General features: G+C 39.9%; 13 protein-coding genes. 8 read left to right on the top strand and 5 right to left on the bottom strand.

What is annotated here, in order from left to right:
• Positions 1 to 130: 130 nt before the first annotated feature.
• The 3 genes from DCC39_RS09985 (at position 131) to DCC39_RS09975 (ending at position 5,534) form a co-directional block, all read left to right on the top strand.
• Positions 131 to 2,062 carry an AMP-binding protein gene (locus DCC39_RS09985; RefSeq protein ID WP_116554753.1) on the top strand — a complete coding sequence of 644 codons (1,932 nt, stop codon included), beginning with the start codon at positions 131 to 133 and terminating at the stop codon, positions 2,060 to 2,062.
• 255 nt (positions 2,063 to 2,317) lie between these two features.
• Entirely contained in the window at positions 2,318 to 3,973 is a 1,656-nt protein-coding gene (locus DCC39_RS09980) for an AMP-binding protein (RefSeq protein WP_116554752.1), read from the top strand.
• A 292-nt stretch (positions 3,974 to 4,265) separates the two neighbouring features.
• Positions 4,266 to 5,534 carry a hypothetical protein gene (locus DCC39_RS09975; protein WP_116554751.1) on the top strand — a complete coding sequence of 423 codons (1,269 nt, stop codon included), beginning with the start codon at positions 4,266 to 4,268 and terminating at the stop codon, positions 5,532 to 5,534.
• 71 nt (positions 5,535 to 5,605) lie between these two features.
• Here DCC39_RS09975 and DCC39_RS19105 read toward each other — a convergent pair whose 3' ends face one another.
• The 3 genes from DCC39_RS19105 to DCC39_RS09965 all read right to left on the bottom strand — a co-directional run bounded on the left by DCC39_RS19105 (position 5,606) and on the right by DCC39_RS09965 (position 6,876).
• Positions 5,606 to 5,758: a hypothetical protein gene (locus tag DCC39_RS19105; RefSeq protein ID WP_165820830.1), complete on the bottom strand. Its 153-nt coding sequence runs from the start codon at positions 5,756 to 5,758 to the stop codon at positions 5,606 to 5,608.
• A gap of 25 nt (positions 5,759 to 5,783) precedes the next feature.
• Positions 5,784 to 5,978 (bottom strand): hypothetical protein, encoded by a 195-nt coding sequence (locus tag DCC39_RS09970; protein ID WP_116554750.1) that lies wholly within the window; start codon positions 5,976 to 5,978, stop codon positions 5,784 to 5,786.
• Between the two features lie 127 nt (positions 5,979 to 6,105).
• The gene (locus DCC39_RS09965; protein ID WP_116554749.1) at positions 6,106 to 6,876 is read right to left on the bottom strand and encodes a class I SAM-dependent methyltransferase; all 771 of its coding nucleotides are present in this window, start codon (positions 6,874 to 6,876) and stop codon (positions 6,106 to 6,108) included.
• 207 nt (positions 6,877 to 7,083) lie between these two features.
• Here DCC39_RS09965 and DCC39_RS09960 point away from each other — a divergent pair, with 207 nt between their 5' ends.
• A complete protein-coding gene (locus DCC39_RS09960) occupies positions 7,084 to 7,608 on the top strand; it encodes an ATP-binding protein (RefSeq protein ID WP_116554748.1) in 525 nt (174 codons plus the stop codon).
• Positions 7,609 to 7,754: 146 nt separating this feature from the next.
• Here DCC39_RS09960 and rpsD read toward each other — a convergent pair whose 3' ends face one another.
• Positions 7,755 to 8,357, bottom strand: a complete 603-nt coding sequence (rpsD, locus tag DCC39_RS09955) for a 30S ribosomal protein S4 (protein WP_116554747.1) — start codon at positions 8,355 to 8,357, stop codon at positions 7,755 to 7,757.
• 512 nt (positions 8,358 to 8,869) lie between these two features.
• Between rpsD and refZ the strand changes: the two genes are divergently transcribed.
• Positions 8,870 to 9,532 (top strand): forespore capture DNA-binding protein RefZ, encoded by a 663-nt coding sequence (refZ, locus tag DCC39_RS09950; protein ID WP_116554746.1) that lies wholly within the window; start codon positions 8,870 to 8,872, stop codon positions 9,530 to 9,532.
• Here the strand turns inward: refZ and hisJ are convergent.
• Positions 9,522 to 10,349, bottom strand: a complete 828-nt coding sequence (hisJ, locus tag DCC39_RS09945) for a histidinol-phosphatase HisJ (protein ID WP_116554745.1) — start codon at positions 10,347 to 10,349, stop codon at positions 9,522 to 9,524. The two genes, refZ and hisJ, sit on opposite strands and share 11 nt — an antisense overlap.
• Positions 10,350 to 10,540: 191 nt before the next feature.
• On the opposite strand from hisJ, the gene ezrA reads away from it, so the two are divergent.
• From ezrA to thiI, 3 genes are all read left to right on the top strand, one after another.
• Positions 10,541 to 12,250 carry a septation ring formation regulator EzrA gene (gene ezrA, locus DCC39_RS09940; RefSeq protein WP_165820829.1) on the top strand — a complete coding sequence of 570 codons (1,710 nt, stop codon included), beginning with the start codon at positions 10,541 to 10,543 and terminating at the stop codon, positions 12,248 to 12,250.
• Positions 12,251 to 12,451: 201 nt separating this feature from the next.
• The gene (locus tag DCC39_RS09935; protein ID WP_116554743.1) at positions 12,452 to 13,594 is read left to right on the top strand and encodes a cysteine desulfurase family protein; all 1,143 of its coding nucleotides are present in this window, start codon (positions 12,452 to 12,454) and stop codon (positions 13,592 to 13,594) included.
• 5 nt (positions 13,595 to 13,599) lie between these two features.
• Positions 13,600 to 14,805: a tRNA uracil 4-sulfurtransferase ThiI gene (gene thiI, locus DCC39_RS09930; protein ID WP_116554742.1), complete on the top strand. Its 1,206-nt coding sequence runs from the start codon at positions 13,600 to 13,602 to the stop codon at positions 14,803 to 14,805.
• Positions 14,806 to 14,858: the final 53 nt, after the last annotated feature.

The following is a 14,858-nucleotide window of genomic DNA, read 5'->3' as shown; positions in this document are numbered from 1 at the left end:
ATCCACTTCAGACCTCGTCAGCTTACACTATTTTGTGTTAATTTGTAGGAAGTGGGCTCTTCATATAGTCTTATAGACCGAACTATCGGAATACTTACAATATTAAATTTAGACGTTGGGGGAGAAAAAAATGAGTACAAAAGCTGTGTGGTTTCCAACCGAAGAAACAATGAAAGAATCAGGGCTTTATAGCTGGATCAAAGAGCTAGGGTTTGAAAGCTATGATGAATTGTATGAAGCTTCGATTCAGGATATCCCGTGGTTTTGGAAAGAAGCGGAGAAGCGGGCCAATATTGAATGGTTTCAGCCTTATCATCAAGTGTTGGATCTTAGTAAAGGGAACGCATGGCCCTCTTGGTTTGTCGGCGGGAAATTGAATCTAGCCTACAATTGCTTGGAGCGGTGGCTGCAACAACCGGAAATCGCTCAACGTCCCGCCATTATTTGGGAGCGAGAGGATTACGAGGTTGAGAAATATACGTATGCTGAATTAAATAACTGGGTAAATCAAGTTGCCAATGGACTGAAACAACAAGGTATTTCTAAAGGGGATCGAGTGGCCATCCATATGCCTATGATCCCCGAAGTGGTTGTTGCCGTTCTCGCTATTATTAAACTAGGAGCCATTTTTGTACCAAATTTTTCAGGTTTTGGGGCAGATCCCATTGCTAAAAGAATCGATAGTGCCCAAGCAAAAATGTTGATAACCGTAGACGGATTTTTACGCTCAGGTAGAATTATTCCGGTGAAAGAAGAAGTTGATCAAGCCCTTTCAATGGTTTCCTGTGTGGAAAAAGTAGTCGTCGTGAAGAGAATGGATCGAGAGATTCCTTGGACGGAAGGTAGAGATCTCGTGTGGATGGAAGTAGAAAGCGGAATCGAGGAATTTGAAGCCGAGCCAATGGATAGCATGGAACCTTTCATGGTGGTGTATACATCGGGGACGACGGGTCGCCCGAAAGGAACGGTTCATAATCACGGCCCCTATACAGTGAAAGGGGCTTTTGGTACGGGTGATCGGCAGCTTGGCGGCGTCAAATTATGGATCACGGATATGGGCTGGATCATGGGGCCTTCCCATGTCTTTGGTAGTCTGTTGAGCGCATCAACGATGTTATTATACGAAGGTTCACCGACTCGCCCTAACGTTGATCGTTTATGGGAATTGGTAGAACGCCATCAGATTACATCCCTTGGTATTGCTCCAACATTGATTCGCTCCCTAATGCAATATGGTGAGGAACCTGTGAAAAAGCATGATATTTCAAGTTTAAAATCTGTCGTGTCCACAGGTGAGCCTTGGAATCCGGACCCGTGGAACTGGTTGTATGAAAAAGTTCTAAACAAAAAAATGCCTATTATCAATTTTTCTGGTGGAACGGAAATCGGTGGTATTATCTTAACAAACACTCCCCTTAAGCCAATCGCACCAGCTAATTTTAATGCTCGAGCGCTCGGGATGGATGCACAAGTCTACAACTCAGCCGGTGAGCCCGTAGTGAACGAAATAGGGGAGCTAGTTCTAAGACAGACTTGGCTTGGAATCACCGATGGCTTTTGGCAAGATCCGGAACGGTATGAAGAAACCTACTGGAATGTCTGGAAGGATACATGGGTTCATGGCGATGCTGTCATTCAAGATGAAGAAGGTTTCTGGACGATTATCGGTCGTTCTGACGACACATTAAATGTAGCCGGAAAGCGTTTGGGGCCGGCAGAAGTGGAGTCTATCATTATTGATCATCCCGCTATTCTTGAATCAGCAGTGATTGGCGTACCTGACACCCTGAAAGGAGAAGTGCCCGTCTGTTTTGTTGTACTCAATCAGGGATATCGAGCGACAGATGCCCTATTGGAGGAACTCATGGAGATGGTATCTAAACGGTTGGGGAAAGCTTTGCGTCCAAAGCACATTTACGCTGTGCCTGATCTCCCTAAAACCAAAAATGAAAAAATTATGCGCCGTGCGATCCGAAGCGCCTACTTAAATACAGATCCTGGCAATCTGAGTTCAATGGACAATCCGCAATCTTTAGATGAGATAAAAAAGGTAATACAATAGTTATTAAATAAAACAGGATATAATGACTTTCGATTTAGTGGGAATTTATTTAGCTGAACAATATTCCGGTGGTGATGATGGCTAACTGGGAGATGAATTCACTGCAGCCATTGGATATACTGGTTTAATACTTGTTGACGATGAAGTTAACGTATTTTGATTTTTTGCGTTTTACCCAAATTCGAAAAAGATAGATTTCAGTGAAAACATAAAATATAATTAAGGTAAGAAATATTCATCTGGGAGGGAATAACATTGCAGACAATCTTGAAAAAAAGCTGGCCAAATGGAGTACCAAAGACACTAACTTATCGACTTGGTGAAAAACCGCTCCATGAATATTTAATCCAAAATGCGAAAGAACATCCAAATAAAACAGCCTATGTTTATTACGGAAATCATATAACATGGCGACAGTTGCATAACGACACGATCAGACTTGCTCAATTTTTTAAAAATCAAGGTGTGAAAAAAGGCGATTGCATCGCTTTATTTATGCAAAATTGCCCGCAATATTTGATTGGACATTATGCTATACAAATGTTGGGTGCGACAGTCGTACCGTTAAATCCAATGTATAAGGAATCGGAGCTGGAATATTTTATTAATGAAGCTGAAATCAAGGCTGTTGTTGCTGGCGAGGAGTTGCACAGCTTATTAATTGGAGCGAAAAAGAACACCTCATCATTGGAATTTATTATTACAACGAATTATGCTGACTATTTGACTCAGGATGTCGCGTTGCCAATTCCAGAAGAATTAAAAATGAAGAAACAGTATTTTGAAAACGCTTTCGACTTGTTGAAAGTAATTCAAATGACTGAACCAATCAATGAAACAGAAAAAATTAATATTTGGGATGATGTTGGCTTAATGGTATTCACTTCAGGCACAACAGGGAGGCCAAAAGCCGCTATGCTTACGTATGGGAACGCGCTGTTTAAAACGGCTGCAACCACTCAAGCCTATCAGTTGAATGATGAAGATACAACATTGGCTGTGGCTCCTCTTTGCCACATAGCGGGAATGGTAATGGGCGTTAATATTCCTGTTTACAGTGCATGCGAATGTGTGCTGCTAACAAGGTTTGAGCCTGAAGCGGCAATTTCTGCTATTGAAAAATACCGAATCAACAAAATGTATACCGTTGCACCGATGAATGTAGCGATATTGAATGATCCTGGTATTGAAAAGCGTGATTTAACATCGCTTGAATTAAATTTCTCAACAAGTTTTGGCATTCCAGTTGATGAGAAACTGGCCGAGAGCTGGAAAAAGTTGACTAACGGCTGTCTTCTTTACGAAACAGCATACGGACTGAGCGAAACCCATACGTGCGATACATTTATGCCGATCGATAAAATCCGATTTGGAACGTGCGGCATCGCCACCTATGATACGGACATACGGATTATAGACGTAGAAACTGGACAAGATCTGCCTCCTGGGGAACAAGGAGAAATTGCCGTCAAAAATCCCGGTGTTTTTAAAGGATATTTAAATCGGCCGGACGCGACAGCAGAAACTTTAAAGGATGGCTGGGTTTTTACTGGCGACATCGGGAAAATTGATGAAGATGGATATGTCTATTTTATTGGACGCGTGAAAGAAATGATAAAATGCTCAGGCTATAGCGTTTTTCCGGAAGATGTGGAAGCACTTATGAATGATCATGAAGCCATATTGCAAGTGGCGGCCGCGGGCATCCCTGATCCTGTGCGAGGCGAAAGCGTGAAAGCATTCGTTGTCTTAAAACCAGAATATAAAGGAAAAATTACTGAAAGAGATATTATTGAATGGTCGAAAGAAAAAATGGCTGCCTACAAATATCCGAGGGAAGTTGAATTTTTGGACAGCCTGCCTGCAACTAGCTCAGGTAAAGTACTCCGGAGATTATTGAAGGAAAAGTAGAAGACAATACGAAAATGCAAGGATTGAGAGGGGTCTTTTTCTATTATTAACTTTAAAAAATAGGACATAACCAAAAGGGGGATGAAAGCCACTCTGTACGTTTCTTTTATTTTTCCTATATAATATAATTTACATTTGATTTGGTGCCCGTTTTAATGCCGAGAGGGCACCTTTTTTATTTTGAAATGAAAAGCTTAAAGAGGTTTTTGTTGAACTTGCTGAAAATGTAAAATCATCTTAATCTGCCACCTGCTGTTCCGATTCTATTCTTAGTAACTTAGGAGTGTGACCGATGGATACAAGAATTAAAGAATTAATTGATTTTACGAAAACAAAATTTGGCTTAGGCAATTACTATTTACACACATACGAGCTCTGTCGGGATGTAAATATTTTTAATGAGACAATTTACACTCTAAGTATGGAATGGTTTCCAAATCACATCACTGAACAAGAGGATGAAGATTTGAATCCAGATGGCACCGCAGCCATTGATATTACTATCAATACTCGTCAATTTAAAAGCGTTATTTTTGTTGGGGATAAGTCTTATACAAATAAGAATACATTCAAAAACTATAATAAAAATGACATCATTCATTGGATTGAAAATGAAACAGGGTTAAAGTATGGAAATCAATTTCAATTGGTAAAAGAGGAAGTAGGAGAATATTGTTTCAGGGAATGTATTGATGGCGTTGCGGTTTCACCTTCTGGGTCAATAGAAATCGAATTTGATGCGGAAGGTAAGCTCACCCATTTTTCTGTTATTGGCCAATTTCCATCCAAAGATAAAGTAGCAAGAAGTCATTTTTCACTTCAACTTGAAGATGTAGAAAAACTGGCAAAAGATCAATTCAAACTCTTTGAATTTCCATCAGATGAACGGAAGCAGTTTATTCCTTTATATGGTATCGAAGAAATTTACGTCACTAATGATAAAACATCCACTATTCCATATGAGACCATTGTAGCTGAAAGAGCACGTCTTGAAATAGGCAAGATTCTTCATTGGAATACACCGATTCAGAAACCTTTTGAACGAAAAGAAATCAGCTTAGATGAAGAAGTGACTCTTGAGCAGGCATTTTCAAGCGAGCCGCATCCAGACTCGCTTCCAATCAGTAAAATGGAGCAGGAGCAATGCGTTGATGCGGTTGAAAAATTTTTACGCCAAGTGTTTCCAAAGGACTGTGGAAAATGGATTCTTAAAACATTGCGTCGTGATAAAGGATTCATTCTCGCAACATTAAAGCGAATCAAATCAGACATGCGCGTGTTTCAACGAAAACTGCTTGTATTTCTAGATAGAACAACATTACAACCAATAAATTATATGGATAACCGTGAGTTTTTGGAAATATTTCAAGACTATGAGGAACCAGAGGAAATTTCATTAAATAAAGACGATGCATATGAAAAAATTAAATCATTGATCGAGTTAAAACCGGTTTATGTTTATGACTTTAATCAGGACAAATACAGATTATGCGGGGAAATTGACTGCCAATATGGCGTTAATGCGTCGAATGGTGAAGTGATTTCGTTGAAAGATATTTAAAATTTTTCCCATACTATTTCTAAGCAAAGGTTGTTGTTGCAGCCCATCAAAAAAGCACCTCGGCAGGGTGCTCATTCACTCTTTTTTTCTGGTTTTTTCTTTGTTTTAGGGTTTTGGCTTGTTCTGTTTCCTGTTGTATATTCATAGCCAAAATCTAGGCCGCCTGTTTTATTATCATATTCACCAGTTCTGACCTTATATTGGTTTTTTCCTTTATAAGCCATAGGAAAGCCTCATTTCTTTTTTAGGTTAATCCTTTTCTTCTTTAGCTGAAGCTTTTGCACCTTCTGCTCTTTTAAAACCTTTATCTAACCTGCCGGCATTTTCGATGTCGCCAGAAGCCTGGTAACCTGCAACTTCGACATTGGATGTTGTACCAAATAAGCCCATGCCGCCCAGCTCAACGTTTATTTTTTCATTGATCTCTTCTTTTTCCTTTTTCACGTCTTTCCACCTCCTAACGATAATATATCCAGTAAGAAAAAAATTATAAATTTCTTCTGCTGTTGAATAGACGAAAAAAGGAAGTCCAGACAGTTGAATTCTGGGACTTCCTATTTTTTTGATGCCATTATTCTTTCACGCCAATAACCCGAATTCTTTTATAATCCGCCATCCACTGCCCATCTTTGTATAAACGGCTTTTTACTTCACCTTCAACGTTTAAAACAATGTTATCTTTGCTTTTATGATCAATCCCTTCAAACATCCCACTGCAAAACATTTCGATCCAGTTCCTTAATCCTTCATCCCCATCCAAAAGCGTTGGTCGATCAAAATGTTGTGCAAACGTAACTCTAAATCCTGTTTCTTCCATTAAAGATGTGTACTCTCCGATGCTCGGAAAATACCAGGGAAATTGTTCTTCATTCCATTTGAAACCTGACTTTTTGATTTGTTTTATCACCTCATCTGCTATGATTTGCACATTTCCTTTGCCGCCGAACTCCGCTATAAATCGTCCGCCTTGCTTCAAACTCTTGAAAATACAGCGCAGTGCCTGCTTTGATTGCTTTACCCAATGAAGGGTAGCGTTGGAAAAAACTGCATCAAATTCGTAGTCGTAACTCATATCGGCCACATCTTGAACAATAAATGTGAGATTTGGATATTTTTCTTTAGCTTGCGACACCATATTTTCCGATTGATCGATACCGATGACATCTGATCCACAATCGGATAATCGTTTTGCCAGATCTCCCGTACCACAGCCGATATCAAGGATTTTTTCGCCTTTCCTGGGATTTAATAGCTTAACGAGATCGTTTCCGAAATTTGAAACAAAAGCATGTTTTTCATCGTATAAATCGGCGTTCCAATTGTCGTTTGAATGTGAATCCAATTTTTTCACTCCTGTAAGTTTATAATGTGAATTATACTTTAAAATAGAAATTCGAGAAAATACGGTCGGTGAGTTAGTTCATAAAAGATGAAAATGGACATGTATATTTGTATCGATCCGAAAAAACTTCATTGCCTGTGGTGTTTTTATAAAAAATCAAGTGTGTGTCCATCCTATCATGTAAAGATTATAACTTGGTGGTGACCTATGCAACTTCATATGTTATGTGGAATTCCGGGAAGCGGCAAATCAACCTTAACCCAATATTTATCCGGATATGTCATATCCACAGATGCCATTCGTCAATTCTTATTGGGAGATGAATCTGTCGTTACGCAGGATCGTTTTGTAATTAACGTAGCGGAACGGATGATGGATTATCACCTCGGACAGGGAAACAGTGTTATTTTTGACGCCACAAATTTAACAGTCAAAACACGAAAAAAATGGATAAGATTAGCGAAAAATCATCAGGCCATTGTGATTCTGCACTGGGTCGATTGTCCACTACAAACGGCCATTGAAAGAAATGCCAAAAGGGATAGACATGTTCCCATTCCCGTAATTCAATCCTTTCACCGATCTTTTCAACCCCCTAAGACGGAAGAAGGGATTGATGTCATCAAGCAATACGATTCCACACTACAGTTGCAGACGATGATCTCATCGTCAGGTGATGGGTTAAGCGGATCGTTTGTGAACAATAACCAGATGGATAGAAGTATCAAATAACTCACGAAATGAAAGTGATGTTTTATGTAATAAATGCGAGTTTAGATGCATTATATTGCATTTCTTAAAAAGTGAAAAAAGCCTTGAAACCCTGATTTAACAAGGTTCCTAAGGCTTTTAATACTACACTTCGCAAAGTATAAAACTTAACGTGAGTAGAACTCAACGATAAACGCTTCTGTAATTTCAGCAGGAAGCTCAGAACGCTCTGGGTAACGGCTGAATGTACCTTCTAATTTTTCACTGTCAAACGTTAAATAATCAGGTGTATAATTCGTTGCTTCCACCGCTTCTTTAATAATATCAAGATTGCGGGATTTTTCGCGAACACCAATCGTTTGACCAGGTTTTAGACGATATGAAGGAATATCGACGCGCTGTCCGTCAACTAAAATATGGCCATGATTGACAAGCTGGCGTGCTTGACGGCGGGTACGCGCAAGTCCTAAACGATACACAATATTATCAAGGCGTGATTCAAGAAGAATCATGAAGTTCTCACCGTGAACGCCTTTCATTTTGCCTGCATCGTCAAAAATGCGGCGGAATTGGCGTTCATTCAATCCGTACATATGACGAAGCTTTTGCTTCTCTTGCAATTGAAGTCCATACTCAGAAAGTTTTTTTCTTTGGTTTGGACCGTGCTGGCCAGGAGGGTAAGGGCGTTTTTGAAGCTCCTTTCCTGTACCGCTTAAAGAAATACCGAGTCTGCGGGAAAGTTTCCAAGTAGGTCCTGTATAACGAGCCATAGATAGCTCCTCCTATTCACATGTTTTCTTGCATAAAACAGAAACAGTGTCCGTAATCTCGACATTTGCCCATTTTATTTTCACACACCTTCACTTCGACAGCTGGAAGCTACGCGATGCACCTCACTCATTCGCAGCCGCAAGAATAGAATGTTCAAAAAGTCCGGTACGATAGGCCGCGAATCTCTTCGTCAGCTTGCTTTTCCGCTGCTCACGTATTAACGGCATACGCTCCGCTGCTCAAAGCTGCGCTTCCTCGATCTTCTTGCCTCTCGTTGTCCTCCTTATTGAACACCTATAAGAATGAGAAATAAAATGAAGACAGATGACGTTTACGCTGGCTGTCTTATTTTACACAAACTCTAGTATAGAGAGTTTTCGCGCTATAGTCAAGAACCGCAAAATTTGTAGAAAAAATTGTGTAAATTGTCGGACGATTTTTGTGGGAATTTTTGCCGAAAAGGTGGAAAATAGAAGAAAAGGACAAGCTTTAAAAGTGAGGTGGGTGAAAGATGGAGGAACAAAAGACTAGGCAGAAAATATGTAGCGCAGCCGTTTCACTTTTCACTACGAAAGGGTTTAGTGGCACTTCGGTGAGAGAAATTGCAAAGAAAGCAAAAGTAAATCCTGCTCTTATCTCCTACTATTTTGATGGAAAACAAGGACTGCTTGAGAGTTTGATGGGCTCGTTTTTTGAAGGATACTTGGAAAAGCTTGAGACCGCCTATAAATTGAGTGACTCCTTGCCGCTTCGCCACTGTCTCCATAAAGCGATTTGGGATTTGCTCGTTTATCAACAGGAAAACAATCATTTGGCAAGATTTGTCTATAGAGAGACAACGCTTGATACAACATTGACCCGGGAAATCATGACAATTTATTTACGTAAAGAAAAGTTTTATTGGCAAAAGCTGTTCGACAAAGGTTTCAAAATGGGAGAATTCAAAAAGCAAGCTGTCGATTTAACAATTGTTCAATTGAAGGGCATGATTATGATGCCTTTTATGAATCCACAATATTTGCAGGAAATTTTCAATATGTCGCCATCTGAACATTATTTTGCGAAACGGTACGGAATGAGGGTGCTCGATTGGATTGATGAGCGCTTCTGCAGAAAAGAAGTACTTCAAGCACAACAGACTGCAGAAGTCATCCATTTTCGAGCTACCCCTTGAGCAGCGATGGGGAAGTTGTCGCGTTTGCTAAATATAATTGTTGAAAACCTTGAGCCATCCCTTTGACGCTATGGGCATCAGAACCATAGATCAAAGGGATGTTTCGTTTTACCGCTTCATTGATCACCCATGCCGGAGGGTAAGGTTCTTTGCAAAGCGGTTTTGAAAAGCCGGCTCCATTGTAATCAAGTTCATAATGCTTTCGTTTCATTAAATCGAGCAAGTGTACAACGGTTTCTTCGTAAGTCTTTTCAACAGGAAATTTTTTTTGAAACTTACGGATAAGCGTTAAGTGGCCAATTCTTTTCGGCTTGTTTACACCAAGATCAGACAAAATAGCTTTTTCTACTGTTTTATAATACGCTTCATACACTTTCGAAATGCTTCCCGCTTCCTCTGCCAATTCTTCGAACATTTCTGGACTGAAATCTAAGCAAAAATATTTTTCGTTATTTTTTAAAAAATGAACCGAAAGAATGGCATCATCCAAATAATCGCCCCACTCATCAAGGAGTTCCCGCGTTTCTCTTTCAAATTCCTCAATGTAGTCCACTTCCAGCCCAATATTAATTGTTATCTGATGTTTATATTTTGATTGTAACTGTTTCAGTGTTTCAAAATAAGGCAACAATTCTTCGCTCTTCATGCCGCTGTCTTGTTCAGGTGTCGGGTCTGTAAAACCATAAGGAAGGGGCGCATGTTCGGTAAACGTCATGCCTTTCAGCCCAAGTGAAATCGCTTTTTCGATATATTCTTCAAAAGGATCTGCCGTACCGTGTGGGCAAAACGGGGTATGGACATGCCCATCGTAAACCAACAAGAAAATCACCCTATCTATATGATGTGCTGCTTTATTAAAAGAAAAACGGAAATTTGACAAAATATGTAGAAAACACATACTCAAATGATTGGTTACATGGTATCATAAAAGCAAGATTATGTGAAAAAAAGTTACGTTTAATAAAGTATAGAATGTAAAGCTGTACGTGGAAAGAAAGGGTGCTTCCAGTGGGTTATATTATCGGGGCTGTGTTACTGCTTGCCTGTTTTATTATTATCGGGGCAATCATTCGCAAAAAGATTTACAACGAGGTTGATCGCCTTGGCATACGGAAAATCGAAATTTTAAACCGGCCTGTTCAAGATGAGATTGCAAAAGTAAAAGGTCTAAATATGGTAGGCGAAACTGAGAAGAAATTCGAATATTGGCGGAAAGAATGGGATCACATCGTCACTGTAAAGCTTCCTGATTTGGAGGAAAAACTTTTTGAGGCGGAAGAAGCATCAGATAAATATCGCTATCGAAAAGCAAAGGAAATTCTTAAAGGCATCGATGATGAGCTAAATCAGATCGATGAACGAATTGAAGAATTGCTCGAAGAAGTGAATGATTGGGTAAATAGTGAAGAAAAAAATAAAAGTGAGATCGTGTCGCTATATGAAGAATATAAGCATGGGAAGCAATTTCTCCTCACTCATTACTCAAGTTTCGGTAAAGCCGCTCCTTTATTAGAACAATCATTTCAAAAAATTGACGAAGGCTTTAAGCAATATGAAGAAGCAAATGATGAAGGAAACTACCCTAAAGCACGCACGATCCTACTCTCGACAAAGCAGCATATGGATGAGACGAAAGAAAGGATGGAAATTTTACCAGAACTTCGCATTCAACTCATAGCCGAGTTTCCCAAAAAAATCGATGAACTTGAAAAAGGCATCGAAGATATGGAAAAGCAAGGCTACATGCTAGAACGGCAATCGATTAAAAACGAGCTCGAAGGAATCCGCAAACAAATTAAAGAGGAATTGCAAAAAGTTGAAGAAAATCATGTGAAGGACGTCCCTGAAAAAATTAAAGGGATTAGCGATAGCATTGAAGGCATCTATGAGTTGCTTGAAAACGAGGTTGAAGCAAAGCACTCTGTTGTGAAAGAAAAAGAAAAACTAAAGAACGAATTTGAAGTGATTATGAAAGATGTCGAATTTTTAAAAGAAGAAGTCCAAGTCGTTGCAGAGAGCTATCGTATTGATGAGAAAGATTTAAAATCTCAAGGAGCCCTTGAAAAGCGGGTCGAACAATTATACGCAAGATTTCTGCTTATCGAAGAAGCAATTGAAAAAAAGGAACAGACATATTCTTCTATTCATGAAATGGTTGAAGAGATAAAAGCAAAACTACTCGAATTGAAGCAAGCGAGTGCCAATTATGCCGAAATGCTTAGCAATTTAAGAAAAGATGAGCTTGAGGCGAAAGCGGCGATTGAATCATTGGCAAAACAATTAATCAACGCAAGAAAGCTCATTCAACGATATAATTTGCCCGGCATTCCTGAAAGTTATTTACAAATGGTTGAAGAATCGGAAGCCAAAATCGGCGAAGTAGAAGAAAAATTAAATGAAAAACCACTTGACATTCCGGCAATCAATTACGCGTTAAAAAAAGCGCTTGAAAGTGTTGGGCACTGTTTGAAAAGCACGGAAGAGCTGGTGGAAACCGCGCTTTTAAGCGAGAAACTCATACAGTATGGAAATCGTTATCGGAGCCAATATGATGCAGTTGCTAAAGCATTAAACGAAGCCGAAGCGGCATTTCGCCATTTTAACTATGAAGCGGCATTGGAAATCGCTGCAAGGGAAATCGAAAAAATCGATCCGGATGCATTGGAAAAATTAAATATCGAGAATATAGAACTTGAAACGGAAGTTTCTGTAAACTAACAGGATAACACTCGGAGATCCGGGTGTTTTTCTTTTCTTTACAATGGATTGGGGAATGTGCTTCAATATAATAATGATTAGTGAGAGTGTTTGATAAGTCCTGGCTCTGCCAGTCAGTTCGACGTTATCATTGGAAGTGATACTGTTAGCCAAACTTCTTACTTTAAACACTTATTTGGAATGTAAAAGAGGGTTTTTCGCATGATTTATTTAGATAACAGTGCAACGACAAAGCCGTATAAAGAAGTGTTAAATACCTTTTTGGCGGTATCTGAAAATTATTTTGGCAATCCATCCTCACTCCACAGCAAAGGGATGGAAGCAGAAGAATTAATTGAAAAAGCAAGAGAACAGATTGGGAAGCTTCTTGATGCCAGCCCCGGGGAAATTGTATTTACTTCTGGCGGAACCGAAGGCAACAATCTTGCGATAAAAGGTGCCACAACGGCGTACAAAAATCGAGGAAAGCATGTCATTACAACAACAATCGAACATCCTGCAAGCATGGAAGCGTTCAAATATTTAGAGGAGACAGGCTTCGATGTGACATACTTGCCTGTCAATAGCCAAGGCCTCGTTTCTTTGGAAGATCTAAAAAATGCGATTCGTGAAGATACGATTTTCGTATCAATCATTCATGTGAACAATGAAATTGGAACAGTCCAAAATATCGAAGAAATTGGCGAACTTATTAAACGTTATCCAAAAGTTCTTTTTCATGTAGACCATGTTCAAGGCGCTTCGAAGGTGCCGTTGTCCATTCGGAAAGCGAACATCGATCTTTGTACCATCTCTGGGCATAAGCTTCATGGTGTAAAAGGAACGGGTGTATTAACCGTAAGAGAAGGGGTGCGTCTTTCTCCGCTTTTTCACGGGGGAGGCCAAGAAAAAGGCTACCGTTCCGGAACGGAAAATGTAGCTGGCATCGTATCTCTTGCGAAAGCAATGCGGCTTTGTTACGAAAAAGCTTCAGAAGGCATCCTCGAGCTCGAGGCTTTAAAAGGATACACAATGGAAGAGCTGGAAAAAATAAAAGGGATTATCTTGAATACCCCAAAAGAACATTCAGCACCGCATATCATTAATTTCTCTGTCCCCGGATGTAAGCCGGAAGTGCTTATTCACGCGCTTTCTGAAAAAGGAATTTATGTTTCAACGAAATCAGCCTGTTCATCAAAACAAAGTGAAGCAAGCCATGTTATTCTGGCGATTGGGGCAGGGGAAGAAAGTGCGAAAACAGCGATTCGAATCAGTTTCTCCTTTGAAACAGATAAAGAACAGGCGGAGCAGTTCTTAATCGTGCTGCGCAACATCATTCATGAGCAAAGAAAATGGATAGGATGAATTATATGGAATACGATCACATTTTAATTAGATACGGGGAAATTGCGCTAAAGGGGAAAAATCGGCGCAGTTTTGAAGAACAGCTGCGAAGGAATATTAAACCGCTATTAAAGGATTATCCAAACGCCCGGCTCAAAAGAGCATTTGATCGGCTGTATATTTTGTTAAACGGAGAAAATTATGAGCCGATTGTCGATAGACTAAAAAAAGTGTTCGGCATTCAGTCATTAAGCGTCGCGATAAAAGCGGAAAATGGCATTGAAGCCATTAAAGAAGCTTCGCTTGCTGCGCTGCAAAAAGCAAGCCATGGAAAAAAGACATTTAAAGTATCGGCAAGAAGGCGGAATAAAAATTTTCCAATTGATTCACAAGCATTAAATCAATTGATCGGAGCCCACTTGCTTAGAAATACGGATAGTCTTACAGTTGATGTGCATCATCCTGACATTGATTTGCGTGTTGAAGTGAAAGGTGACGGCACATATATTAGCTGCATCCAAATAAAGGGGGCAGGAGGCCTTCCGGTCGGAAGCGCAGGCAAGGTGATGCTGATGCTTTCTGGAGGGATCGACAGTCCGGTAGCTGGCTATCTTGCGATGAAGCGGGGCGTCAGGCTTGAAGCCGTCCATTTCCATAGCCCGCCATTCACAAGTGAAAGAGCGAAGAAAAAAGTAGAAGATTTAACCCAAAAACTTTGCCAATATGGGGGAAAAATTCAGCTTCATATTGTCCCTTTTACAGTCACGCAGCAAGAGATCAAAAAAAATGTGCCCGATAACTATTCGATGACAATAATGCGGCGCATGATGCTTCGAGTGACAGAAGAATTAGCTCGAAAAAGAGGAGCGCTTGCTATTGCGACCGGCGAAAGCCTTGGACAAGTCGCAAGCCAAACGATTGAAAGCATGCACACTATTAACGCTGTAACGAACATGCCGATTTTGCGTCCGCTTATTTCAATGGATAAAGTGGAGATTATGGACATTGCGCATAAAATTGATACGTACGAAATTTCCATTCGTCCATATGAAGATTGCTGCACGATTTTTTTGCCAACTGCGCCTAAAACAAAACCAAAGCTTGACCGGGCCATGGCATTCGAACAATCGCTTGATATCGAGAAGCTTGTGGAAGATGCGGTCAACGGGACAGAAACATTTACTTTTTCAAGAGAAGTGAAGAGCGATCAAAAATTTGAAGAGCTTTTTTAACTTAAATTAAGTGGTTGGCAAACTTGGAGGGCATTCCCACATCTTTTTTTGTA

It is taken from the genome of Pueribacillus theae, from assembly GCF_003097615.1.
Classification (GTDB): domain Bacteria; phylum Bacillota; class Bacilli; order Bacillales; family UBA6769; genus Pueribacillus; species Pueribacillus theae.
This window is presented reverse-complemented; position numbering and strand designations above follow the sequence as displayed.

What these genes read in the sequence shown, in the direction of transcription:
- DCC39_RS09985 (WP_116554753.1), top strand. Translation starts at nt 131, where the DNA reads ATGAGTACAAAAGCTGTGTGGTTTCCAACCGAAGAAACAATGAAAGAA.
- DCC39_RS09975 (WP_116554751.1), top strand. Translation starts at nt 4,266, where the DNA reads ATGGATACAAGAATTAAAGAATTAATTGATTTTACGAAAACAAAATTT.
- DCC39_RS19105 (WP_165820830.1), bottom strand. Translation starts at nt 5,758, where the DNA reads ATGGCTTATAAAGGAAAAAACCAATATAAGGTCAGAACTGGTGAATAT.
- DCC39_RS09960 (WP_116554748.1), top strand. Translation starts at nt 7,084, where the DNA reads ATGCAACTTCATATGTTATGTGGAATTCCGGGAAGCGGCAAATCAACC.
- rpsD (WP_116554747.1), bottom strand. Translation starts at nt 8,357, where the DNA reads ATGGCTCGTTATACAGGACCTACTTGGAAACTTTCCCGCAGACTCGGT.
- refZ (WP_116554746.1), top strand. Translation starts at nt 8,870, where the DNA reads ATGGAGGAACAAAAGACTAGGCAGAAAATATGTAGCGCAGCCGTTTCA.
- DCC39_RS09935 (WP_116554743.1), top strand. Translation starts at nt 12,452, where the DNA reads ATGATTTATTTAGATAACAGTGCAACGACAAAGCCGTATAAAGAAGTG.
- thiI (WP_116554742.1), top strand. Translation starts at nt 13,600, where the DNA reads ATGGAATACGATCACATTTTAATTAGATACGGGGAAATTGCGCTAAAG.